Raw genomic sequence first — 25800 nt, forward strand, 5'->3', positions numbered from 1 at the left:
TATAAAATTTATATGGAAATAGATTGAAAGAAAAAAAGAAAATGGGTAAAATAGATTTATAATAAAAAATTATTATTAATTTGATAAAGACATATGAGGTGAAATAATGAAAGATTTATATACTAAAATACAAGAATCAGTAGATTATATAAATTCAAAAACAGAAATAAAACCAAATATAGGATTAATATTAGGATCAGGTCTTGGAGTATTAGCTGATGAAATAGAAAATCCTATAAAAATAAAATACGATGAAATACCAAACTTCCCTGTATCAACAGTAGAAGGTCATGCTGGACAATTAGTTATAGGTAACTTACAAGGAAAAACTGTTGTAGCAATGCAAGGGAGATTCCACTACTACGAAGGATACTCAATGGAAATGATAACTTTCCCAGTAAGAGTAATGAAAGAGTTAGGTGTGGAAACTATATTTGTAACTAATGCAGCAGGTGGAGCTAATAAAGATTTTAAACCAGGAGACTTAATGATAATAACAGATCATATAAACTTATCTGGAAATAATCCTTTAATTGGGCCAAATGATAATAGAATAGGAACAAGATTCCCAGATATGTCATCTGCATATACAAAAGAATATATGGAGTTAGCTAAAAAATGTGCAGATAAGTTAAATATAAAAGTTCAAGAAGGTGTGTATGCTTTCTTCTCAGGACCAACTTATGAAACTCCAGCTGAGGTAAGAATGGCAAGAATATTAGGAGCAGATGCAGTTGGGATGTCAACAGCTCCAGAAGTTATAGTTGCATCACACAGTAAACTTAAAGTTGTGGGAATTTCTTGTATAACAAATATGGCGGCAGGAATACTTGATCAACCTTTAAATCATGAAGAAGTAATAGAAACTACTCAAAAAGTTCAAGGAGAATTCTTAGCATTAGTTAAAACTATAGTTAGTGAATTATAATAAATTTAAAAATAGACATGCAATTTGCATGTCTATTTTTAGTAATATATTTATAAGAAGTTATGATGAATTTATATGATTAATTTCTGCATTAAAATTAAGTTAGTGGTTAATATAATAATAGTTGATTAAATATCAACAAAATCTCAAACTAACTAGGTAAAAGCTAGCATTGTCTAACCTTTTGATAGTATTAAATAGTTTGAGAAACATAAGTCAAAAGCTTAGGCTATCACCTATGTCTTTTGCAAAAGCTCTAGATTAGATAGTTTATATTTCAATCTAGAGCTTTTTTAATGACTAATTTTATAATTAAGGAGAAATGTTATGGCAGATAAAAAATCATACCTTAAAGATTTAAAAGATGGAAGTGTGAAAATTTGTCTTATGGTAAATAAGAAATTATATAAAGATGGAAATAAGATGATTTATTTATTAAGTGATAAAAGCGGATATATAAATGCAAAAATTCCTGCAAAAGTAAAACTAGACCCAGGTCAAGTTATTGAAATTGAAGGTACTAAAGATTATATTTTAGATGTTTTTCAAGTTAAAATAATAGAAGACTATAATATTGATGATTATCTTGCAACTGTAAGTAGAAATATAGATGAAATTATGAAAGATATTGAAGCCATAAGTAGAGAATGTATAATTTCACCACAAGGTAAAATACTAGATGATTATTTTTTTAAAGATGAAAGATTTTTAGAAAAGTTTAAACGAGGAATTGGCGGAGTTAGCATGCATCATAACTACATTGGAGGCTTAGCTGAACATACTTTAGGTGTAATGTATTTGACAAAAATATTATGTGATATATATGATTGTAGGAGGAGAGAAATTGCAGTTTTAAGTGCTAAACTTCATGATATAGGTAAAATATACGAAATGGATTGCAGTGGTCCTTTTAAGTATACTTTAGAGGGTGAATTAGAAGGTCATATTATTATTGGAGTGCAAATGATTGACAGGGCAATAATTGAACTGAATATTCCTTTTAGTGAAGATTTTGTAACAAGAATAAAGGGATGTATTACTCAACATCATAGTAAGCTGGAATACGGTTCACCCAAAAAAGCTAATATGGAAGAATCAATAGTATTAAATTTTGCTGATACTGTTGATGCTTCTTTAAACAAAATTAACCAAATAAAAGAAGAAACAAAAGAAGATACTTGGTCTGTTTATGACAAAAAGATGGAAATGAAGCTTTATTTATAATTACATTAATATAAGATAAGGGGATAAAATGATGGATGGTAAAAATATAAGGATAGGTATATCTTCATTAATATTTAATATAAATGAAGCTCTAGAAATATGTAATAAAAATAAAGAAATAAACCATATAGAAATAGGTATTGATAACCTTTATGATTGTGAAGAACTTATAAAATATGAAAATGATATAAAAAAACTTGATTTAAGTGTGGGAATTCATTTACCAATGGAGCTTAATCCTTGTGAAGATATTATATTTATTAAGGAAAAGTGGATAGAGTATATTAACATATTAAGTGAGGGATTGAAGTTTTTAAATGTCTCATATTTTAATATGCATTTAGGTTATGTTATGACAACTAGGTTAAGTAAAAATAAAGAAAAGTACTTAAATAATATAGTAGATTTTTTTAATAAATTATTATTAGAAAAGAATAATCTACATATTACAATAGAAAATACTTATACAAAAGGTGGAGATTTTTCTAGTTTGGGAAGTGATGTAGAAGATTTTAAGTATATATTTGAACATAATAATTCCATAAGTTTTTGCTTTGATAGTGGACACAATTTAATTTGTAAAAGTAACTATAACTTATTAAAAAATAAAATTAGAGTAATCCATCTTAATGATAATTATGGAACTAAAGATGAACATTTAGGTATACTAAAAGGAAATTTAAGTGAAGAAGAATTAAAATATATTTTATCTTTAAACCCAGAATTTGTAGTACTTGAGATGGATTTTAATTATATAGAAGAATCATTAGATATTTTAAAACAGCATAATGTTTTTTAATGGAAAAATAGCTTATATTATTGACAAAAACATAACGAATATATACTCTTACTCCTAGGAGGAGTTTATGAATAATAATATTTATAATACTTTTAAAAAAGTAATAGAAGATGTAAAGAGAGATAAAAATGTTAAGGCTATTATTCATGCAGGTTCTAGTAAAGGAAAAATTTATGAAGAAGATCCTAAGGTAAATGATATAGACTTATTTATTATTGTAGAAAATCAAGAAAAAAATCAAATTAGAAAAGTTGAAAAAATTGGTGAAATAGAGTTTGATTTTAATTATATTTCTATAAAAGGTTGTTATGATTTTATAGAAAGTAAAACATATTTTTTTCTTAATATAAAAGATGGAAAATTATTATATGATGAAAATGATTTGGGAAAAGGGATTTTGTCATTATGTGAAGAAAAATATAAAGAAGGTCCCAATAAATTATCAAAAGAAGAAAAAGGATTTCGTGTTAGTCAATTGCTATCAGATATGTCTAGACTAAAACATAAAGATGAATATGAAGAATTTGAATATGATTTTCTGATTTATATGTACTTAAATAAAATCATAAAAATGTATTATCTTATGAATGATATTTGGTTACCAAAAGATAAAAAGTTACTAAGATCTTTAAAGATTCAAGAACCTACATTATATAAATTAATATGTAATGTTAGTGGATCTGATAAATATAAAAAAATAATAAAAGTAACAGACTATATTTTTAAAAACTTATAATTTTGGAGGATAATAATGGGGGAAAGAAGAACAGTTGATAAACCTGCTATAGAAAAGGCGGTTAGAGAAATATTAATAGCAATAGGGGAGAACCCAGATAGAGAAGGATTAATAGGAACACCAGATAGGGTAGCAAGAATGTATGAAGAAATATTTAGTGGACTGAATGAAGATCCGAGAGAACATCTAAAAGTTTTATTTAAAAATGAAAATCATGAAGAAATGGTAGTAGTAAAAGATATACCTTTTTATTCAAGTTGTGAACATCATTTAGTGCCTTTCTTTGGAAAAGCTCATGTGGTGTATATACCAAAGGATGGAAAACTCACAGGACTTTCTAAATTAGCAAGAGTTATAGAAACGTTTGCCAGAAGACCTCAGTTACAAGAAAGAATCACAAAAGAAACTGCAAATATTATTATGGAAGAATTAGAGCCATATGGAGTAATGGTTGTAGTTGAAGCTGAGCATATGTGTATGACAATGCGTGGTGTAAAAAAACCAGGTAGTAAAACAATAACATCAGCAGTTAGAGGAATTTTTGAGAAAGACGCTTTAGCAAGAAGTGAAGCTATGAGCTTAATTAAATTTGATTAATATATGAGGAGAAAATTGATGTTTAAATATGGTAAAAAAACTTACATAATGGGAATTTTAAATGTTACTCCAGATAGTTTCTCAGATGGAGGAAAATACACAAGTGTGGAAATAGCAGTTAATCATGCTAAAGAAATGATTGAAGAAGGAGCAGATATAATAGATGTGGGAGGAGAGTCTACTAGACCAGGTCATAAGTTTGTTTCAGCTGAAGAAGAAATAGAAAGGATAGTTCCTGTAATAAAAACACTTAAAAAGAGTATTAATGTGCCTATATCTATAGATACGTATAAATCTCAAGTAGCTGAAGAAGCATTAAAATTGGGAGCTTATATGGTAAATGACGTTTGGGGATTAACTTATGATGCAAATATGGCTAATGTTATAGCAAAATATGATGCTTCTGTTTGCATTATGCACAATCAAGAAGGAACATACTATGATAAAGACATAATGGAAAGCATAAAAGAATTTTTACAAAATAGCATAGACAAAGCTTTAAAAGCAGGAGTAAAAAAAGAAAAAATAGTTTTAGATCCAGGCATAGGATTTGGAAAAACTTTTGAACAAAACTTAGAAGTATTAAAAAGGTTAAACGAACTTAAAACTCTTGGATATCCCATTTTGCTTGGAACCTCAAGAAAATCAGTTTTAGGAAATATAGTGGGAGGAGAACCTAGAGAAAGAGTGGAGGCTACTGTGGCTACAACTGTTTGTGGAATTAGAGATGGTGTTGAAATAGTTAGAGTTCATGATGTAAAAGAAAATTTGCAAGCTGCAAAGATTGCAGATAGAATATATAGAGGTTAATTATGGATAAAATAATTTTGAGTAATTTAGGTTTTTACGGCTATCATGGAGTTTTGGAAGCAGAAAAAGTATTAGGACAAAAGTTTTTTATAGATGCTGAGCTTTATCTTAGTACAAAAGAAGCTGGGAAAAGTGATGACTTAACTAAATCTGTTAGCTATGCTGATATATATGAGATAATAAAGGATATAACAGTAAATAAAAGATTTGATTTAATAGAGGCTTTGGCAGAAACAATCGCACAAGAGGTTTTAGAAAGCTTTAGCATGATTAAATCTATTATGGTTAGAGTAAAAAAACCAGAAGCACCTGTAAATGGTATTTTTGATTATTTTGCTGTGGAGATTAGGAGAGATAAAGATGAATAAAGCTTACTTAGGTCTAGGAACTAATATGGGACATAGAGAAGGATATTTAAGACAAGCATGTAAAACTCTTCAGGAACATGTAAAAATTAATATTTCAAAAATATCAAAAGTCTATGAAACAAAGGCATGGGGATATACTGAGCAAGATGATTTTTTAAATATATGTATGGAAATAGAAACTTCATTGTCTTCTATAGAATTATTAGAAGTTTGTCATGCAATAGAGGAAATGCTAAATAGAGAAAGGGTAATAAAATGGGGACCTAGAACTATTGATGTGGATATTTTGTTTTTTAATAATATAATAAGTAATGATGAAAGATTGACTTTACCACATCCAAGGATTAGAGAAAGGGCTTTTGTGTTAATTCCTCTTATGGATTTAAATAAAGGATTGACTATTGATAATGAACCCATATCATATTATCTTTCTAAATTAAGTAAAGAAGAAAGAGATGAAGTTAAAGAGGTTAGTGTTAATATTTAAATTATTTTAATTGATAAAAAGAAGGATAATTTGCATATTTAGTGTAAATTAGACCTTCTTTTTTATTGCCATCAATTGAAGGTAGTGTTATAATTCTCATAACCCCCTAGGGGGGATGTGAGGAGGTTGATTATGGAATATTTATTTAAAAATAAAAATAACATAATAGCTATTACTACTTTAGCAATTCCTGTAATTATAGAGAATATACTTCAAACTTTACTTGGAACTGTAGATACTTATTTTGCTGGACAAATCAATGATAATGCTATTGCTGCCATAGGTGTAACTAACTTAATTATGAATGTATTTATTGTATTTTTCACAGCAATTAGTATAGGAACAAGTGCCATTGTTGCAAGAAATTTTGGAAAAGGAGAAATGGATAAGGTTAAAGAAGCTACGACTCAATCAATTTTTTTAGGAATTATAATTAGTTTAGTTGTAGGAGTAATTAATATATTATTTTATGATCATATTTTAAAAATATGTGGAGCAACTAATGAGATTTTAGACTTTACGATACCTTATTATTTAGTTGTCGCTGTGCCAATTATATTTTTGTGTTTATCATTAATTTTATCTAGTTGTTTAAGGTCAACCAAGGATACAAAAACACCAATGATTGCTACAGCTTTTGCTAATGTGTTAAATATAATATTAAATATGCTTTTTATAAAGATGAATATGGGGATTATAGGATTAGCTTTAGCAACAACTATTTCTAGATGTATGAACGTAGTTATTTTGCTAATTAAGTTGAGAATGTGTAATATTAATATAAAAATAAATAAAGAGGTCATTAAAGGTGGAAATGATACATTAAAAGCTATAATTAAAATTGGAGCACCTGCAGGAATGGAAAAGTTAATAATGAGACTGGGTCAATTGGTTTATAATAGTATGATTATTTCAATTGGAGTATCAGCTTATGTTGCACATAATATTGCAGGAAATATTGAAAGTTACACTTATATTCCAGCACTAGGATTTGGCGTGGCAACGGCAACTCTTGTCGGTATTAGCTTAGGAGAAGGAGATAGTGAAAAATCAAAAGAAATAGTATATTTAGCTGATATAATAACTACTTTATGCATGGTAGCAATAGGTATGCTTTTATTTATATTTGCCCCACAAATAGTAAAAATATTTACGAATACTGTTGAAGTACAAATTATGGTTATTAATGTACTTAGATTAATTGCACTTTTTCAGTGTTTTATCGCCATAACACAAATTTTTACTAGTGCTTTGCAAGGCGCAGGAGACACTAAATTTCCTATGTATGCTACATTAGTCGGAATCTGGGGTGTGAGAATTGGGATAGGATACTTTCTAGGTATAATAATGAATTTTGGGTTATTTGGAGTATGGATAGCGTATGCTATTGATATTACTGTAAGAGCATTCTTACTTATTATAAGATTTAATCATGGAAAATGGGAAAGTATAGCTATATAATTAAGAAGAAGGGAGATGAATAACATGGAAAATAATAAAGAACATAACCACAATCATTCTCACAAGAATACAAAAGCAGTAATCAATAGGCTATCTAGATCTATTGGTCATTTGGAGTCTGTAAAAAGAATGGTAGAAGAAGGAAGAGATTGTAGTGAAGTTTTAATACAAGTTTCAGCTGTAAAATCTTCTATTAATAATATAGGAAAAATAATTTTACAAGATCATATAGAACACTGCATTGTAGATGCGGTAGAAACTGGAGATGAGAAAGTTCTTAAAGACTTAAATAGTGCAATAGATAAATTTATTAAGTAAAAATGACCTATTGATAAAATAATATATATTAAAAATGTTTTTAAAATTAATGTGCCATTATGAAGTATTTGATTTGTAGGGCAAAAAATAGTCATGTGTAAATTTAATTAATGTAATATATAGGAAAAAGAGAGGTGAAAAATCCTCTCTTTTTTTATTAAAAAATAAAAAAGTTAAAAAAATAAAATATTTTTTCTAACTAAAAAAGTAAAATTAACACCGCTGAAACTATTTAAAATACTTATATATTTTTACATTGGATAATTAAGGAAATAAAATGATTGTTACCTATTTGTAACTTTTATACAAAAAAACCTTTCAAAAGTTACAGAAATGTAATAAAATAGATTCATGGAATTGCAAAATTCGACAACAACGAAATTGATTAAATTAAAATAAAACAATAACGGGGGAAGACTTATGATAAAAAAAACAATAAGGACTATAACATTAACAGTAGCCATGGTGCTAACTGTATCAGCTTTTGCACCAATAAGTAAGGCAGATGCAGCTAATGTTACAGGAACAGTAACAGTAACTTCATTAAACGTGAGAAGTGGAGCCTCAACATCATATTCAGTAGTAGGAAAGCTTAGCAAAGGTGAAAAAGTAGAAATACTGTCAGCAAATAATGGATGGTATAAAATAGAATATGACAACAATAAAACTGGATGGTCATGTGATGACTATATATCAAAAAACACTACTACAGGAACAGTAACAGCGACTTCATTAAACGTGAGAAACGGTGCGTCAACATCATATTCAATAATAGGAAAACTTAGTAAGGGTGAAAAAATAGAAATTTTATCATCAAATAATGGATGGCATGAAATTCAGTATTCACAAGATAATACAGGGTGGGTAAGTGCTGATTATATTACTACAACATCAGAAAATACATCAAAAGATGTTGCAAAGACTTTGGATGTTAAAGCTTATGCATATACTGGAGACGGAATAACAGCTACAGGTACAGTTCCAAAATACGGAACAATAGCAGTGGATCCAAGCGTAATACCATATGGAACAAAGGTATATATAAAAGAACTAGATAAAGTATTTATTGCAGAAGACTGTGGTGGAGCAATAAAAGGAAATACAATAGATATATTTATGCCAACAGAAAAAAATTGTAATGATTGGGGTATAAAAAATATAACAATAGAAATATTAAAATAAAAAATGGCCAACTAAATGTTGGCTATTTTTTATGCACTTATTTTATTTAAATCTTCTTTATTTTTTTTATCTTTCATTATGAATTTGCCTATAAGACCTCCTATTATAGCAGGTACTACCCAGTTAAATCCGATAGAGTCTAAAGGTAATTTATGCACAAAGTTTATATTTATACCTAAACTATCGATAACATTTAATAAACTTATTAATAAAGTGATATAAGCTGAACATTTAAAGACTGCTGATTTAGAAAAACATTTGTTAAAGGTACTCATAATTACTAATAATATAGAAACAGGATAAATAATAGTTAAAATTGGAGCTGCAATAGCAATTATTTTATTGACACCTAAGTTAGAAGCTACTGAACTAAATATACAAATAAAGGCAACTAAATGAGAGTATTTTAATTTTTTATTAGTTACATCTTCAAAATATTTAGCAGTAACAGAAGTTAAACCTATAGACGTAGTAAGACATGCAAAGGCAACTATTATACCAAGTAATAAGATTCCACTTTTGCCTAGTAAGTTATGAGTTATATTTACAAGTAAAGCAGTTTGAGAAATAGATGAATCATATACTGTGGAAACTGTTGCGCCTAAGTATGCTAATCCACCGTATACAATAACTAGTCCACACCCAGCAATAAATGCAGATTTTAAAGTCATAGATATATTTTCTCTTTTATCAATATATCCTTTACTTATAAAAGAAGTCATTATTAAAGTTGTAACTCCCCCTATACCTAAAGCATCCATAGTCTGGTATCCTTGACTAAGTCCATTTACAAATAAACTATTGTCATTATTTATATTCAATTTACCAATAGGAGACATAATTCCCTTTGTTATTAAAAGCCCTAAAGCAAGTAGAAGTACTGGAGTTAAAAATTTGCCTATTATATCCATAACTTTTGTAGGTCTTATTGTTAACATAAATGTTAAACCAAAAAATAAAACAGAAAAAATTACTGAATTAATAGAAGAAGTAAGTGGTAATATACTCATTTCAAAAGTTGTAGCTGCTGTTCTTGGTATAACTAGTATAGGACCAAGACAAAGCATCATTATAACTTCCAAAGAGATTCCAAATTTTTTACCAGCTTTTCCAACAACATCTTGGAAAGATCCAGCTTTAGCTACAGCATTTATTGATAACAAAATTATCCCAACATCAGCTAACACAAATCCTAAAAAGCTTATTAGCCAATTACTTCCTGACGTCATACCTATAAAAGGAGGGAATATTAAGTTTCCTGCTCCAAAGAACATAGAAAAAAGGGCAAAACCAATTATTATAATATCTTTATTTTTATTCATTTCTCACACCTCAAATTTAAATTTTAATATATAAAAAGCCACATAGCATACACTATGTGGCTTTAGGCCTAGGATTAATAAAAGCCACATAGTAATTATCTACGTGGCTTTGCATAACAAATTAATTCTAGCCACCATAGATACAAATTTTTAAGATTTGTATCTATGGTGATTTTATATATCTCATAAATACAAATCTATCTATAATAGCTATAATAATATAAATTAAATTGTGCTTTTTTAGTTAGACTCATATTTTTCATTATTATTCTCCTTAAATTTATGTTAAGTTTTACCTTATGAATTAATAATACAAAATTTACTGAAAATTGTCAACATACAAATTTTCTTACTGTTGGCAAAATACATGTAGAAAAATGTAGAAAAATGTATAAAAAAGATTGAAAAAATATATGAGTACAGTATATAATAATTAAGGTATTAATATATATAAATAAATTGATACAAAAAATATGGAAGATGGGTTGATAAAATGACAATATTATTAAACATAATAGGTATAATTGTTTTACTGGGTATATTATATTTCTTCTCTTCAAATAAAAAGTTAATAGATAAGAAGATGATATTAAAAGCATTGGTATTACAATTTTTATTAGCATTTTTGCTAGTTAAATTTCCTTTAGGACAAGTAGTAATTGAAAAAGTATCTGATGTAGTAACTAATATATTAGGTTATGGAAGAGAAGGTCTTGAGTTTATATTTGGATCTTTAGCTGATGGCGGAGCACCAACAGGATTTATATTTGGAATACAGACGTTAGGAAACATAATTTTTATATCAGCTTTAGTTTCAGCATTATACTATTTAGGAGTTATAGGTGCTGTTGTTAAAGTTATAGGTGGTATAATAGGTAAAATACTTGGAACCTCAAAAGTGGAGAGTTTTGTTGCTACTGCAAATATGTTCCTTGGACAAACTGAATCACCTATATTAGTAAGTAAATACTTAAAGAATATGACTGAAAGTGAAATAATGCTTGTTTTAGTTTCGGGAATGGGTAGTATGTCAGCTACAGTACTTATGGGATACTCAGGTATGGGTATACCAATGAAATATTTATTAATAGGTGGGGCATTAGTTCCTCTAGGTAGTATAATAGTTTCAAAACTTATGTTACCAGAAAACAAAGAATTAAAAATGGATGAAGCTGAAGAAATAAAGATTGATAATAAAGGTGATAACCCTAACTTAATTTCAGCGATATCTCAAGGAGCGAATGATGGACTTAATATGGTTCTTGGCATAGGAGCATCTCTTATAGCAATATTATCTTTAGTTGCACTTGTTAATGGTATCCTTGGAATATTTGGATTATCTTTAGAGCAAATATTCTCTGTATTATTTGCACCACTAGGATATTTAATGGGACTTGATATGAGAAATGCTCAGTTTGCAGGTCAATTACTTGGAAGCAAATTAGTATTAAATGAATTTGTTGCTTTTGGTCAATTAGGAGAAATTATAAAAACTCTTGACCCAAGAACAGCTTTAGTTCTTTCTGTTTCATTATGTGGATTTGCCAATGTAGGTTCCATAGGTATATGTATATCTGGAATATCTGTATTTTGTCCAGAAAAAAGAAATCAATTAGCTAAACTAGCATTCAGGGGAATGATAGGTGGTTTTACAGTAAGTGTACTTAGTGCATTAATAGTTGGATTAATAGCAGCAATATAGTCTGTATTAAAAGGAGTCTTTACGGCTTCTTTTATTTTATAATAAAATAAATTTAACTTATACTTAAAATTGAATTTAAATAAATATTAAGAAAAATAAGTTATAATTACATTTGGAATATAATGGTTTTGACAAAAATAATTTTATATGGTAATATAAATAAAGATTAAGTAAGTCAGATAATCGCAGGTAGCATTTGCTACGTGAGGAAAGTCGGAGCTCCATAGAGCAGGGTGCTAGGTAACGCCTAGTGGGAGTGATCCTAAGGAAAGTGCAACAGAAAATTACCGCCAAGATTTTCTTGGTAAGGATGAAAAGGCGAGGTAAGAGCTCACCGTTTCTCAGGTGACTGAGAAAGCTGTGTAAACCCCACCTGGAGCAAGACCAAAAGAGGACCAAAAGAGTGTTGCTCGCACTCTCCGGTAGGTAGGTCGCTTGAGCATATTGGTGACAATGTGCCTAGATAGATGATTATCAAATACAGAACTCCGCTTATAGATTTGCTTGATTATAAGAATCCTAAAAGGGTTCTTTTTTTATGCGTATAATTAATTATTGTAAAAAAATTAATTTGTTATTGTTTAAGAAAGAAAAATATATAGAAATACTGGTTTTTTTGGTAAATTATGTTAATATTTTAATGTGGGGAAAGATTTTTGTAAATATGGGGGAAAACAAATGAAAAAATTTGAAAAAGTAATACTTGGTTCTTTAGTAGTAGGTACAACATTATCATCTAGTTTAGTATTTATTCAAGCTGAGAAATTAGGGGAGACTCAGTACTATTTGACTGATAATTTAAACATGAGAAAGGGACCAGGAAAAGATTACATATCTATAGGAACTTTAAAGAAAGGTACAATAGTAACACCTTTAGAGTATTCGCAAGATAAATTGTGGGTTAAAGTGAGATATAATAATCAATATGTATGGATGTGTGGGAAATATATTAAAAAAGTTGAAAGTAGTAATGAAACTGATAAAAAACTTGGAGATTATAAAACAAAAGAAAAATTAAATCTAAGAAGGGGACCATCTACGGACAATATAATAATTTTAACAATACCTAAAGGTAATACCGTTAACGTTATGGAATTTTCTAGTGATAATAACTGGGCTAAGGTTAAATATAACAATCAAACCGGTTGGGTTAGTACTACTTACATAGAAAAAATAATATCACAAGGAGATAATAATGTTTCTAAATATGAAGATTACATAACTACGTCATCAGTAAATGTTAGAACAGGACCATCTGTTAATTACAAGAAAATAGGAGTATTATCCAAAGATATAGTAGTAAAACCAGTAGGTTTTGACAAGTATGGTGATTGGATTAAATTTAATTATAATGGAAAAGAGAGTTGGGTCTGCAAATCTTATTTAAAAAAGGTAAGTGATAACAATACATTATATGCAAGTGAAAATTTAAATTTAAGAATACGTCCAAGTTCTAATAGCGCAAGGATATGTACAATACCAAAGAATGCTAAGGTAAACATTGTATCATATAATAGTAATAAAACTTGGGCACAAGTAAAATATAATGATAAATCGGGATGGGTAAGTGCAAAATACTTAATATCAAAAGTAACACAAAACTATAAATTGGGTACTACTACAACTAGATTAAATCTTAGAGAATTACCTAATTTAGATGGCAAGACATTAATTACGATGCCAGCTGAGGCAAGTATTAAAATATATGAAGAAAAAGATGGGTGGTTAAAAGTAAGCTATAATAATATTATAGGTTATTGTGTAGCCGTATATGTAAAATAAATATCTGTTATAAAAAGCATCTTATAAATTAATATAAGATGCTTTTTATATAAGGATTAATATGCCGAATTGAAGAAGATACAAAAATATGGTAAATTTAACTTATATTTAAATAATATAATTGTTAATTTAGGGGGAAATAATTATGGTACTAGTTACAGGAGGGGCAGGATATATAGGAAGTCATACAGTTGTGGAATTACTAAATAAAAACTATGAAGTAGTAATAGTAGATAATCTTTATAATAGTAATAAATTAGTATTAGAAAGAATAAAAAAAATAACAAATAAGGAATTTAAATTCTATAATATAGATGTTACAGATAAGGATTCTTTTAAAATAGTATTTGAAGAAAATAATATTGACTCAATAATTCATTTTGCTTCATTAAAAGCAGTAGGTGAATCTGTTGAAAAACCTTTAGAATATTATAAAAACAATTTAGTAGGAGCATTAGTTGTATTTGAGTTAATGAAAGAGTTTAATGTGAATAACTTTGTTTTTTCATCATCAGCAACAGTATATGGAAAGCCCAAAAGTTGTCCAATAAAAGAGGATTTTCCGCTTTCAACAACAAATCCCTACGGAGCTACTAAACTTATGATAGAGGATATTATGAGAGATCTAAGTAAGGCTAATAGTGATTTGAATTTAGCTATTCTTAGATATTTTAATCCGATAGGAGCCCATATAAGTGGTACAATAGGCGAAGAGCCAAATGGTATTCCAAATAATTTAATGCCTTATATAACAAAAGTTGCGGTTGGTCAGCTAAAGGAACTTAGTATTTTTGGAAATGATTATGATACACACGATGGTACAGGTGTTAGAGACTATATACATGTGGTGGATTTAGCTAAAGGTCATTTGGCAGCATTAAAAAAACTTAAAGAAAAGCCAGGTTTAGTTACTTATAACTTAGGAACGGGACAAGGCTACAGCGTTTTAGATTTAGTTAATTCATTTGAAAAAGCAAATAACATAGAAATACCATATAAAATAACTGATAGAAGGCCAGGTGATATAGATATGTGTTATGCAGACCCAACTAAGGCATATGATGAGTTAGGTTGGAAGTCAGAATTTGGCATTGAAAGAATGTGTGAAGATTCATGGAGATGGCAAAATAATAATCCAAAAGGATACGAAAAAAAAGATGAATTTTTAGATATGATAACATCTAAAATATAATTCTTATAAAGGAGGTATGAATTGGAGTATTTAAGAATTATGATTTTATCAATGGTTCCTGTTACAGAGTTAAGGGGTGCCATACCTATAGGAATAGCATTAGATTTAAATCCTTTAGGTGTATATATTGCCAGTGTATTAGGTTCCACATTGGTGGGCATACCTCTTGTATTAGCGTATAGACATGTTATGAAATTTTTAAGAGACAAAAAAATATTTGTTTCATTATTGAATAAAATAGATAATAAAATAAATGTTAGTATGAGTAAGATGAAGACAGTTTCCATAATAGGTATTATTTTGTTTGTAGGTGTGCCTTTGCCCACAACTGGAACATGGACAGCCGCCGCCATAGCATCTATTTTGAGAATGAGGCTGAAAGAAGCTTTATGTGGAATCTTTATAGGAAATTTATTGTCTGGATTAATTGTAGGCCTTTTGTCTTATCATATAATTTAAAAAGTGTGTAATAAAATTGTCATCATTTATGGTGGCAAAATATGTTAGAATATTATTGTATAATATTTTACCTTATCATAGGTAAGGGGGGGAAAGTATGAAAAAAAGGTTTAAATCATTTTGTACAATATTATTAGCAACTGTTATGATATTAGCGTCGAGTATACCTATAGCAAATGCAGCAACTAATCAGTTAATTATAGTTAACTCAAAAAAAAATACTTTAAATTTTTATGAAAATTATACTTTAGTAAGAAAATTTAAATGTGCAACAGGAAAATCAAGTACTCCAACACCACAACGTAAAACAACTATAGTTAATAAAATTAAAAACAGACCTTATTATAAAGGTAATATTCCGGGGGGCGATCCAAGAAATCCTTTAGGAAAAAGATGGATGGGATTAAATATGTATGGATATGGAACTACATATGGAATTCATGGAAACAATAAAGAAAGCTCAATCGGTAAAAATGTAAGTGGTGGATGCATAAGAATGCACAATAAGGATGTAGAGTGGTTATACAATAAAATCAGAGTTGGTGCTACAGTAATAATAAAAAGTACATCTAAAGATGATGCATGGATAGCTAATCAATATGGTATAAAGCTTAGAAATATATGGTATACAAATAGTGGTTACAAGTATTATCGTAAATCAAATGGTAAATATGCAACTGGTTGGTATACAATAGATAATAAAACATACTATTTTGATAGTAAAGGAAGAATGCAAACTGGTTTAAAAACAATTTCTGGTAAAAGATATTATTTAGGAAAAGATGGAATAAGACAAATAGGATGGCAAACAATCTCTGGTAAAAAATATTATTTTGAAAAATCAGGAAATGCTAAGGGTCAAGCAGTTAAAGATAAGAGAAGCATAGATGGATCTTATTATTACTTTGATAAGAACTGTGTAATGATTGCTAACAAAAAGATAAAAATAGGAAACGCTGACTATTACTTTGGAAAAGATGGAAAAATGCAAACGGGATGGCAAACAATCTCTGGTAAAAAATATTACTTTAAAAAATCAGGTGACATGAAGGGTCAAGCGCTTAAAGGTAAGAAAAGTGTAAATGGAACTTACTACTATTTTGATGATAATTGTGCTATGGTAATTGACAAAAAGATAAAAATAGGAAATGATTATTACTACTTTGGAAGTAATGGTAAGATGGTTAAGAATAAGGAAATTAAGATAAAATCTGACTCATATTACTTTGGTGGTGATGGAAAAGCTTATAAATCTTGTGAGAAACAAATAGATGGTTATACTTATACTTTTGATAAAGTAGGAAAAATAATTAATAAAACAGAAATAGAAAAAGATACAAGTACATCAAAGAAAGTTTATGATTCTAAAAAAACGGATGAATCACAACCTGAAGAGATAAAAGAAAATAATGAAGATACTTCTTCAGAAGAAGCTATGTAAATATAAAAAGTCTTCTCATTGACAAATAATGAGAGGGCTTTTTTATATATTATAAATAGAATAAGAAAACTTAATATTCTATACATTGTACTTTTCTATCAAATAAGTTACAATTTTTAGACAGAAAAATACAATGCAATGGTAAATCATAAATAAGTTAAACCTTGGTTAATGTGAGTTTCTTTCTATTATTTATTACGATTATAATTAACATATGTTAAATTATTTATACTGAACAAACTAGGTGTTTTTTTGTTAATTATATGTTAATATTATTGCTAAAGTTATTATATTAAAAAACAAAAGAAAACTTTTTATTTTTTACTTTATTTTAATAATTCTAAACATTCTATGTATAAGTAAGTATTTATTCAGTGTAAGAGGAGTATCATTTACTCTTTCGGATATTTATTCTATTGAATAATAATTGGAAATATAAGTAAATAGCGTTGTGTATTCATTGGCTATTGGCATATTGATTTTTCAATCATTTGTTTTTTAAAATTAATTAACTTATGTTTCATATTAACTTAATATCAATATGAATTTAATATGAAAAACTTTGAAAACAAATTAAAGGTATTGATATAAAGAACTTTATAAACTATAATGTTAATAGAATGTTAAATGGCATAATATGGTAGCTGTAAGTATGTTTGTGCACAGGGGGGTATAAGCACAATGATGGGTCAATATGTTGAGAAATTTGAAGATGATGTTTGTAATTTTAGTAGTGAAATATCAGCAAGCATAGATTACTCCATAGTCAATGACTCTTTCTTATTTAAAATATATCATAGAATACTTGACATAATAATTTCAATAATTGGACTGGTAATTTCTATACCTATGATAATAGTTTTTGGCTTTTTAATTAAAAAAGAAGATGGTGGCCCTATTTTTTACAAACAAGACAGACTTGGAAAAGATGGGAAAATAATCTTTATATATAAATTAAGATCCATGAGGATTAACTCAGAAACCAATGGAGCCATATGGGCAGAAAAAAATGATCCAAGAATTACGAAGGTTGGAAAATTCATACGAAAGACAAGAATCGATGAAATACCACAATTTTTAAATATTTTAAAGGGAGAAATGAGTATAATTGGTCCTAGACCAGAGAGACCTACTTTAACTATGGAATTTAATGACGAAATACCAGGATTTATTAATAGACTGGTAGTTAAACCTGGTCTTACAGGGTATGCTCAAGTGCATGGAGGATATGAAATATCTCCAGAAGATAAAATAAAAGAAGATTTATATTATATAAAAAATAGAAGTGTTTTTTTAGATTTATCTATATTATTTAAAACCGTGAAGGTTATTTTTACTGGAGAAGGTGCTAGATAAATAAAAAAATTATTATTCATTATAACTTTTCTTGAAAAATTTTCGTAAAATATATATAATAAGATAATGAAAATATAACAAAAGTATAACATAACGAAAAAATAGGGAGAGATTGATAATAATCTCTCCCTATTTTTATATTAAACAAAGAGGGAGGAGAAATCTATATGGAAAATAAATTAGTATCTATAATTACACCTGTATATAATAGTGAAAAATATATTGAAGAATGTATAAAAAGTGTCATAAATCAAAGTTATAAAAATATAGAGATGATAATTATTGATGATGGGTCTACTGACAATAGCAAAAATATAATAGAAAAATATACTGAGAGTTTTCCATTTATTAAATATATAAAATGCAATAAAAATAATGGGGTTTGGGCAGCACGAAATATAGGTATAGAAAAAGCAAAAGGTAGATTCATTTCATTTTTAGATGCAGATGATTTATATAAAAAAAATAAAATTGAAAATCAGATAAATTTTATGTTAAATAACAATTATTCATTTACATATACAGCTTATGATTTAATAAATGAAAATAGCACAAGCTTGAATAAAGTTATTAATGCAAAAGAATATGAAGATTATAATAGACTTTTAAAAGGAAATGACATAGGGTGCTTGACGGTTATGATAGATAGATTAAAAATTGAAACACCTATAAGATTTGAAAATAATCATCATGAAGATTTTGTCTTATGGTTAAAAATATTAAAAAATAATGTAGTTGCCTATGGGTTAGATGAGATTTTATCTTCTTATAGAAAATCTAATTCATCTGTAAGTCATAATAAAATAAAGGCTGCTATATGGACTTGGAATATATATACTAATGTTGAAAAATTACCGTTAAATAAAGCTTTGTATTATTTTTTTAAATACACAATTAATGGATTTAGAAAGAATAGTTACAAAAAATAGACTACATATTCCTACTTTTTTTATAGTAAATATTTGTTAGAAAAAATTTATTTTTGTAAAATAGTGGTAATTAGAATTTAAACTATGTTATAATAGTTGCAAATAAGTTACAAGGGGGGATGTGTGGAGTATGGTTTTTAATAAAAATAAGAAGGCAATTTCAAAAGCAATGGCGATGGGGATACTTACTACAAGTATGATGCCTGTAGTTGCTTTAAATGAAAATGTGGAAGCAAAAGAAGTTACATCTACAAATCAACAAAAGAAAGTAACTAAAGTTGTAGAAGTAACATGTTCTGCTCTTAATGTTAGAAAAGGTCCAAGTAAGGATTATTCTATAGCTGGTACAGTAACAAAAGGAACGCAACTTAAATACATTTCTAAAAGCGGTAATGGTTGGTATAAAGTTGAATATAAAGGTACTACTAGATATATTAGCAATAATTACTCAAAATTGAAAACTATATCAGGAACATCAAATGAAAATAAGGACACTATAAAGAAAGTAGGAAAGGTAACATGTTCTGCTCTTAATGTTAGAAAAGGTCCTGGAACAAATTATGGTGTTAAAAAAACAATAAAAAAAGGTAGTGTTGTAGGAGTAATAAAATCATACAGCAATGGATGGTCTAAGGTAAAAATATCTAAATCTTCAACAGGATATGTATCTTCTGAAAATATGAAAACATATTCAGGAGATTCTGGTGATATTAAAGTAACATATACTAAACCTTCTACATCATCAACAACTAACAAAAAGATTGATACAGTAGTATCTACAGTAAAAGCACAAGTAGGCAAACCTTATGTATATGGAGCAGCAGGGCCAAATTCTTTTGATTGTTCTGGACTTACATATTACTCTTATAAAAAATCAGGAGTTTATTTGAATAGAAGTTCTAGGGATCAAGCATCAAATGGAAAGCATGTTAGCAAGAGTAATTTAAAACCAGGAGATCTAATATTCTTTAATAGCGGTACAAATAGTATACGTCATGTAGGTATGTATGTGGGAAATAATAAATTTGTTCACTCGCCAAGCCCAGGAAAAACAGTAAGATATGAAAGTTTATCAACTTCATATTATGTAAAAGGATATGTAACGGCAAGAAGAATAATTGATTAATTAATATAAGTAGCTATAATGAAAATTTTATTTTCATTATAGCTTTTTTAATTGTTGTTATTTTGAATACTAAATAGAAAAGGAAACAATGAAATATAATAAGCTTTTATTATAATACTTTATTATCATTTTATAATTATATAAATAATAAAAATAAGGTCATTTTCATATTATTAAATATAAAAGTATAAAGGGGAGGGCAGCGATTATGGTTGTAATTGCAAAAGAACTTCTACAATATGAGAAAGATTATATTAAATACTATATAAACTTTCCGAAAATATATTATAAACAAGAGAATGACAAAGATTATATAAAAAATGAAATGATAGAAAGTGTAAATCAAATTATATTTGAAGACATAATGACTTTTATGGATGTAGTTGAGGACACATATAATGTAAGTAGTGAAGAGTATACTCATATTAATAGCATTACAGAATTTCAAGTTGGATATTTATCAAAAGATATAATAAGTTTGGCTATTGAATTTTCGCAACTGGCAGGATTTTATGATATAAGTTGTTTGAAAGGCTATAATTTTGATTTTAAATTAAAAAAAGATATTATCTTAAAAGATTTATTTAAGGAAAATGTAGACTATATAAAAATACTTAAAAAATATATATTAATTCAAGCTAAAATACTAATTTCAGAATTACAAAAATATGAAGAAGATAATTTATATCAAATGGGTGAAGAGAATATTTGCTTAGATGAAGAAAATATATTTTATTTTACTCAAGAGCATTTAATATTGCCTTTTTCTTCTTGTGAAATAGATAAAGAAATTTTGAACTTAATCGAATTTAAAATACCTTTTAATAAAATTTATAATTATCTCAGTGAATATGCTGTAAAAAATATTGTGAAAAAAATAGTGCTTTAGTATGGAGGGAAAAATTATGTTTTATGAATATGATAGAATAGCTGCTGTTCAGTATGCAAGACAATGGGCCCTTAGCAGAAATCCTAAATTTCAAGATTATGAAGATTGGGGAGGTAATTGTACCAACTATATTTCTCAATGTGTAAATGCAGGAGGAGTTCCCATGGACCACTATGGTGACAATATTATGAAACAGTGGTATTGGTATAGCGATAAAAAGAGAACACCTAGTTGGACGGCTGCACAGCCATTTTTTGAGTATTTTACTAAAAATAACAATGATAATACAGATAATTTTGGAGTGTATGCAGCAGAAGCAGGGTATGATGAAATGGAGTTAGGTGATATTGTTCAATTAATAAAAGATGGGAAAGCATACCATACAATGATAATAACGGGAATATTACTTAACGGAGATAAGGTTAATGATTATCTTGAAAGCCAAAATACTTATGATTTATTAGATTATCCTCTGAGTTTGAAAGTTGGAGAAAGACGATATTTAAAAATATTTGGGTATTATATGTGATTTGTAAAGTTGAAAAGAATCTTTCTTGGTGTTAAAATAAATTTATCAGAATTATTTTCATTATATGGGATAATATGCTAAGAAGGGTGAAATTATGGCAAGACAAAACAAAAAAAGAAAACATGGCAAAAAAAGAACTAAAGTAAATAAAAGAAAATTGATTCTTGTAACTGTAGGACTATTAATAATAGTATTTGGTTTATTAAAAGCTTTACAAACTGTATTTTCAGGTCTATCTGTGGCAAAAGAAAATGTAGGGTCTCTTATTACAGCAGTATTTGGAGTTGGTGAAGATACTAGCAAAGTAAACAAAGAAAAACAATTTGATTTGAAAGAAGAAGGTACTACAGAAAAGAAGAAATATGTAGTATACATTGATGTAGGTCATGGTGGAACAGACGTAGGATACAAAACAAATAATGGAGTTTTAGAAAAGGATATTGATTTGCAAATAAGTAAATTAGTATCATCAAGATTATCTTCTCAAGGTGATATTAGTGTGGTTGTGTCACGAAATACAGACACTACATTATCTAATAGCGAAAGAGTAGAAGATGCAAATAAGCAAAACGCTGATCTTTTTGTATCAATTCATATGACTGGTAATGAAGACAATAAAGCAGAAGGCGTTCAAACATTTTATAGAGTTGGAGCGAATGATGCTTCGGATGAACTTGCAACACTGATACAAAAGTCTGTTTCAGCATATGTAGACTTAAAAGATAGAGGAGTTACACCTTTTACATTTGATGTATTACAAGGTAATAATATGCCAGCAATACTAATACAGTGTGGCTTTTTAAGTAATCCTAAAGAAGAAAAAAAATTAATGAATCCTGAGTTTCAAAAAAACTTAGCAGAAGGGATATATCAAGGTATTTTATCTTTTTTAGATACTCAAGGATAAAACAGGAGGAAAAATAATGGAAAATCTACAAGTAAAGAAAGTTTTACTAGAGGAAGCCTTAAGGAAAAAATCTATGGGAAATATGTTTACTATTGTAGAAAAAGATAACCTAGTTTTATTTAGAGCTTTTCAAGATATTTATGCTAATAATTGTTTGACAGCAATAATATTAAGTGAATCTGCTTATACAATGATTAATATTTTCTTTGGCAAAGTAGTATTAGAAGATAAAAGAGAGGAAGTATTAAATTTAATTAATAGTTTAAATACTGATTATACAGCAAATAAATTTGTGATTAGTAAAAGTAATGAACTTATTCTTCAAGTACCTTATATATCCTTAGCAGATGACTTTAGTGGAGAAGTAGTAATTGATTTGTTACGTGAATTGTTAATAATATTAGTAAAAAAAGAATATATTAAGTTTCAAGACATACTTGGAGATAGTATGATGATGGACTTTGTAAATAATTAATTAAAAAATCCTTAAGCATTTGCTTAAGGATTTTTTAGTTAAAGTAATATGTATAAAGCATTATATATTATGGTAATAATCTCTAATAAGAAATTTTAAAGAAGGGATTTATTATGTGTAAGATAACTAATTTTTATCAATATAAATACTGTAGAGGAAATTATTTTATAAATGTATTTATTAATAAAGAGTCAGCAAAAGGAATTAAGTCATTATTAAAAGAAAAATTAAAAGAAAGAAATTTAAATGAAGAATATGTATGTGTTTATACTATTTTGTTGGACAAAATTAATAAAAATATGAAAGAAAGTGTTTATGTAAAACTTAGAATAAATAAATGCTATTTACAATATTTAAAGGATTTATATTATGATTATTATGATAGAGAAGAAAGTATATGTGTTAAGGAAGTAATATGTCATTTACAATATTTTATTGAAGAAGATGGAGAAAATATTTTTAAATTTTATAATTTGATGGAAAACACTAAAATAAGTGCTTTGTCAAAAATGTAAATAATTATTTAAGCAAATTATTAAAGGTTGCAGGTGAAAAATTTACTTGCAACCTCTTTTAAATATATATTATTAAATATTAAAATATTTTTTTACAATCGTTGTATTCATAAACATCCATTAAAGCTTCTCCAAATCTTTGATAATGAGTAATTTCTCTTTGTGCTAAGAATCTAAGAGTATCTTTAATGTCAACATCATCAGTTAAGTTTATTAACTGATAATAAGTAGCAAGAGCTTTTTGTTCAGCGGCCATATCTTCGTGTAAATCTGTAACAGGGTCACTCATAACAGCTATCGTAGAAGTGCTAAAAGGAACGCCATTAGAATCTGCAGGAAAAATCCCATAACCATTTTGAGCATAATTGCTACCTAGGCCATATTTTTTCATTTCTTCTGGAGTAGCGCCATCAGTTAATTGGTAAACCATAGCAGATATCATTTCTACATGAGCAAGTTCTTCTGTACCTATATCAGTTAATAATCCAATTGTTTTTCCCGTAGGCATAGTATATCTTTGTTGTAAATATCTAAGTGCAGCTCCCAACTCTCCATTAGGTCCCCCAAGTTGTGTATAAATATATTTAGCCATCTGTAAATCTTTACACTGTAGATTTACTGGAAATTGTAACGCCTTTTCATATATCCACATAAATTTAATCCCCCTATAATATTTTTAATTATAATATTCTCTTTGCCATGGCCAAGGTTCATCTATCCACCCAAAAGGACAAGAACTACTACTATGACCAAAATTCATTAAAGGTCCAAATTTTTTTTCATATGCCTTTACTGCTTGTTCAAACTGTTGTCCTAGTGAATTATATAAACATATAGCATTTTTATCTGTAGGATTATTATCTAAATATAAATTTAAGTCTAAACATGCGAAACAAAGCTCTTGGACTTTAAGCATTTGTTCAGCTCTACTCATGTTTGTCATTATCTTCTACCTCCTCTTTTTTTAGGTGATGAATATAATGCAGGATTATACATTTCAGAATTAAATAAGTTTAATTCTGGAAAAATAGTACCGTATTTAAGTGCACATTCAAGATTGTATATTTTTGTAAGCACTTGATCATTTACATATGGTCTAGCTAAGCAGTTACCACAGTTTTGCGAAACTCCTCTAGATGTATTTTCCATATTGTCAAAACCTCCTCGTTGAATTAGATATTTCTATCTTAATTCTATACTATTCCAATTATTCTAAATCGTGAGTACTTGCTTGTATAAAACCTATAAAATATGATAAAATTAATTTTATGCATAGATATGTAGAGAATATGAGGTGAAAAGATGAGTGAATTAGCAGGAAATGGCTGTCAAATAATAGTACCTTTTGATGAGCGTAAACCTTTAAAAGAAATCGAAAAAAGCATATTAAAAAAATATAGAAAATACACTTGGTCTAAATTTATAAAAGCAATAAAAGATTATAAATTAGTTGAAGAAGGAGATAAAGTAGCTGTAGCAATATCTGGTGGAAAAGATAGTTTGCTTATGGCAAAAATGTTTCAAGAATTAAAAAGGCACGGACAAGTAAACTTTGAATTGGAATTTATAGCAATGGACCCAGGATATCATAAAGATATAAGACAATTACTAATTGATAATTGTGAGTACTTAGAGATACCAATCAAATTATTTGATGCAAATATATTTGAAGTTGCAGATGAAATAGCAAGTGATTATCCTTGCTATATGTGTGCAAGAATGAGAAGAGGGGCCTTATACAATAAAGCTGAAGAATTAGGGTGTAATAAACTTGCACTAGGTCATCATTTTGATGATGTTATAGAAACGACAATGCTTAACTTATTATGTGCTGGGAACTTTAAAACAATGCTTCCAAAGCTTAATTCAACAAACTTTGATGGAATACAAATAATAAGACCTCTTTATTATATAAGAGAAGAAAGTATTATAAAATTCATTCAAAATAGCGGAATATGGCCACTTAATTGTGCTTGTATGGTTGCGGCTAAAAAAACAGGTAATAAAAGATATGAAATTAAAGACTTAATTAAATCCTTAGGGGACAACTTTCAAGAAGTTGAAAAATCAATATTTAAATCGGCTCAAAATGTATATTTAGATTCAGTGTTAGGCTGGGAACAAGATGGAAAAAGGCATTCTTTCTTAGATAAATTCGAGGATGAAGAATAAAATATAAAATAACCGTTGAAATAACAATTCAACGGTTTTTCTTTATGTTAATTATGATAAAATATAATTATAGCTATAAAGAGAGGGGAATTAT

29 protein-coding genes and 1 other RNA gene are annotated in these 25800 nt (G+C 27.8%); 26 read left to right on the top strand and 4 right to left on the bottom strand.

What is annotated here, in order from left to right:
- Nucleotides 1-106: 106 nt before the first annotated feature.
- From TEGL_RS06025 to TEGL_RS06075, 11 genes are all read left to right on the top strand, one after another.
- On the top strand, nt 107-928 hold the full coding sequence (locus tag TEGL_RS06025) for a purine-nucleoside phosphorylase (RefSeq protein ID WP_018589297.1): 822 nt from the start codon (nt 107-109) through the stop codon (nt 926-928).
- Between the two features lie 327 nt (nt 929-1255).
- On the top strand, nt 1256-2152 hold the full coding sequence (locus tag TEGL_RS06030; protein WP_018589298.1) for a 3'-5' exoribonuclease YhaM family protein: 897 nt from the start codon (nt 1256-1258) through the stop codon (nt 2150-2152).
- A 31-nt stretch (nt 2153-2183) separates the two neighbouring features.
- Complete coding sequence (locus tag TEGL_RS06035) at nt 2184-2951, top strand: TIM barrel protein (protein WP_018589299.1); 768 nt, start codon at nt 2184-2186, stop codon at nt 2949-2951.
- Nucleotides 2952-3018: 67 nt separating this feature from the next.
- Nucleotides 3019-3687 (top strand): hypothetical protein, encoded by a 669-nt coding sequence (locus TEGL_RS06040; protein ID WP_018589300.1) that lies wholly within the window; start codon nt 3019-3021, stop codon nt 3685-3687.
- A gap of 15 nt (nt 3688-3702) precedes the next feature.
- Entirely contained in the window at nt 3703-4284 is a 582-nt protein-coding gene (gene folE / locus TEGL_RS06045) for a GTP cyclohydrolase I FolE (protein WP_018589301.1), read from the top strand.
- Between the two features lie 18 nt (nt 4285-4302).
- On the top strand, nt 4303-5094 hold the full coding sequence (gene folP / locus TEGL_RS06050) for a dihydropteroate synthase (protein WP_018589302.1): 792 nt from the start codon (nt 4303-4305) through the stop codon (nt 5092-5094).
- A 2-nt stretch (nt 5095-5096) separates the two neighbouring features.
- Nucleotides 5097-5462 carry a dihydroneopterin aldolase gene (gene folB / locus TEGL_RS06055; protein ID WP_018589303.1) on the top strand — a complete coding sequence of 122 codons (366 nt, stop codon included), beginning with the start codon at nt 5097-5099 and terminating at the stop codon, nt 5460-5462.
- Entirely contained in the window at nt 5455-5949 is a 495-nt protein-coding gene (gene folK / locus TEGL_RS06060) for a 2-amino-4-hydroxy-6-hydroxymethyldihydropteridine diphosphokinase (protein WP_018589304.1), read from the top strand. Before folB ends, folK begins: the two co-directional genes overlap by 8 nt.
- 132 nt (nt 5950-6081) lie before the next feature.
- A complete protein-coding gene (locus TEGL_RS06065; protein WP_018589306.1) occupies nt 6082-7410 on the top strand; it encodes an MATE family efflux transporter in 1329 nt (442 codons plus the stop codon).
- Between the two features lie 24 nt (nt 7411-7434).
- Nucleotides 7435-7728 carry a metal-sensing transcriptional repressor gene (locus tag TEGL_RS06070; RefSeq protein WP_018589307.1) on the top strand — a complete coding sequence of 98 codons (294 nt, stop codon included), beginning with the start codon at nt 7435-7437 and terminating at the stop codon, nt 7726-7728.
- Nucleotides 7729-8148: 420 nt separating this feature from the next.
- Nucleotides 8149-8910, top strand: a complete 762-nt coding sequence (locus TEGL_RS06075) for an SH3 domain-containing protein (protein WP_018589308.1) — start codon at nt 8149-8151, stop codon at nt 8908-8910.
- Between the two features lie 29 nt (nt 8911-8939).
- On the opposite strand, the gene brnQ is transcribed toward TEGL_RS06075, so the two are convergent.
- Nucleotides 8940-10232 carry a branched-chain amino acid transport system II carrier protein gene (gene brnQ, locus TEGL_RS06080; protein ID WP_018589309.1) on the bottom strand — a complete coding sequence of 431 codons (1293 nt, stop codon included), beginning with the start codon at nt 10230-10232 and terminating at the stop codon, nt 8940-8942.
- Between the two features lie 493 nt (nt 10233-10725).
- Here brnQ and TEGL_RS06085 point away from each other — a divergent pair, with 493 nt between their 5' ends.
- The 14 genes from TEGL_RS06085 to TEGL_RS06150 all read left to right on the top strand — a co-directional run bounded on the left by TEGL_RS06085 (nt 10726) and on the right by TEGL_RS06150 (nt 23534).
- The gene (locus tag TEGL_RS06085) at nt 10726-11934 is read left to right on the top strand and encodes a NupC/NupG family nucleoside CNT transporter (RefSeq protein ID WP_018589310.1); all 1209 of its coding nucleotides are present in this window, start codon (nt 10726-10728) and stop codon (nt 11932-11934) included.
- Nucleotides 11935-12101: 167 nt separating this feature from the next.
- An RNA gene (gene rnpB / locus TEGL_RS06090) (RNase P RNA component class A) lies at nt 12102-12445 on the top strand.
- A gap of 167 nt (nt 12446-12612) precedes the next feature.
- On the top strand, nt 12613-13716 hold the full coding sequence (locus tag TEGL_RS06095) for an SH3 domain-containing protein (RefSeq protein WP_018589312.1): 1104 nt from the start codon (nt 12613-12615) through the stop codon (nt 13714-13716).
- Between the two features lie 142 nt (nt 13717-13858).
- Nucleotides 13859-14908 (top strand): UDP-glucose 4-epimerase GalE, encoded by a 1050-nt coding sequence (gene galE, locus TEGL_RS06100; RefSeq protein ID WP_026254994.1) that lies wholly within the window; start codon nt 13859-13861, stop codon nt 14906-14908.
- 21 nt (nt 14909-14929) lie between these two features.
- A complete protein-coding gene (locus tag TEGL_RS06105) occupies nt 14930-15367 on the top strand; it encodes a COG2426 family protein (protein WP_018589314.1) in 438 nt (145 codons plus the stop codon).
- A 97-nt stretch (nt 15368-15464) separates the two neighbouring features.
- Complete coding sequence (locus TEGL_RS06110; protein WP_018589315.1) at nt 15465-16808, top strand: L,D-transpeptidase family protein; 1344 nt, start codon at nt 15465-15467, stop codon at nt 16806-16808.
- A 681-nt stretch (nt 16809-17489) separates the two neighbouring features.
- On the top strand, nt 17490-18164 hold the full coding sequence (locus tag TEGL_RS06115; protein WP_018589316.1) for a sugar transferase: 675 nt from the start codon (nt 17490-17492) through the stop codon (nt 18162-18164).
- Nucleotides 18165-18331: 167 nt separating this feature from the next.
- Nucleotides 18332-19093: a glycosyltransferase family 2 protein gene (locus TEGL_RS06120; RefSeq protein ID WP_018589317.1), complete on the top strand. Its 762-nt coding sequence runs from the start codon at nt 18332-18334 to the stop codon at nt 19091-19093.
- A 130-nt stretch (nt 19094-19223) separates the two neighbouring features.
- Nucleotides 19224-20219 carry a C40 family peptidase gene (locus TEGL_RS06125; protein WP_018589318.1) on the top strand — a complete coding sequence of 332 codons (996 nt, stop codon included), beginning with the start codon at nt 19224-19226 and terminating at the stop codon, nt 20217-20219.
- A gap of 208 nt (nt 20220-20427) precedes the next feature.
- Nucleotides 20428-21108 (top strand): DUF3298 domain-containing protein, encoded by a 681-nt coding sequence (locus tag TEGL_RS06130; protein ID WP_018589319.1) that lies wholly within the window; start codon nt 20428-20430, stop codon nt 21106-21108.
- A gap of 16 nt (nt 21109-21124) precedes the next feature.
- A complete protein-coding gene (locus TEGL_RS06135; RefSeq protein WP_018589320.1) occupies nt 21125-21637 on the top strand; it encodes an amidase domain-containing protein in 513 nt (170 codons plus the stop codon).
- A 94-nt stretch (nt 21638-21731) separates the two neighbouring features.
- On the top strand, nt 21732-22544 hold the full coding sequence (locus tag TEGL_RS06140) for an N-acetylmuramoyl-L-alanine amidase family protein (protein ID WP_018589321.1): 813 nt from the start codon (nt 21732-21734) through the stop codon (nt 22542-22544).
- 16 nt (nt 22545-22560) lie between these two features.
- A complete protein-coding gene (locus TEGL_RS06145; RefSeq protein WP_018589322.1) occupies nt 22561-23019 on the top strand; it encodes a hypothetical protein in 459 nt (152 codons plus the stop codon).
- A 113-nt stretch (nt 23020-23132) separates the two neighbouring features.
- Complete coding sequence (locus TEGL_RS06150; protein ID WP_018589323.1) at nt 23133-23534, top strand: hypothetical protein; 402 nt, start codon at nt 23133-23135, stop codon at nt 23532-23534.
- Nucleotides 23535-23613: 79 nt separating this feature from the next.
- Here the strand turns inward: TEGL_RS06150 and TEGL_RS06155 are convergent, their stop codons facing one another.
- From TEGL_RS06155 to TEGL_RS06165, 3 genes are read right to left on the bottom strand one after another with little or no spacing between them, the layout of a single operon-like run.
- On the bottom strand, nt 23614-24186 hold the full coding sequence (locus TEGL_RS06155) for a manganese catalase family protein (RefSeq protein ID WP_018589324.1): 573 nt from the start codon (nt 24184-24186) through the stop codon (nt 23614-23616).
- A gap of 24 nt (nt 24187-24210) precedes the next feature.
- A complete protein-coding gene (locus TEGL_RS06160) occupies nt 24211-24477 on the bottom strand; it encodes a spore coat protein CotJB (RefSeq protein ID WP_018589325.1) in 267 nt (88 codons plus the stop codon).
- A complete protein-coding gene (locus TEGL_RS06165; protein ID WP_018589326.1) occupies nt 24477-24683 on the bottom strand; it encodes a spore coat associated protein CotJA in 207 nt (68 codons plus the stop codon). The genes TEGL_RS06160 and TEGL_RS06165 overlap by 1 nt, the downstream gene beginning before the upstream one ends.
- 153 nt (nt 24684-24836) lie before the next feature.
- On the opposite strand from TEGL_RS06165, the gene TEGL_RS06170 reads away from it, so the two are divergent.
- Nucleotides 24837-25706 (top strand): tRNA 2-thiocytidine(32) synthetase TtcA, encoded by an 870-nt coding sequence (locus tag TEGL_RS06170; RefSeq protein ID WP_018589327.1) that lies wholly within the window; start codon nt 24837-24839, stop codon nt 25704-25706.
- Nucleotides 25707-25800 lie beyond the last annotated feature (94 nt).

Source organism: Terrisporobacter glycolicus ATCC 14880 = DSM 1288 (assembly GCF_036812735.1).
GTDB lineage: Bacteria > Bacillota > Clostridia > Peptostreptococcales > Peptostreptococcaceae > Terrisporobacter > Terrisporobacter glycolicus.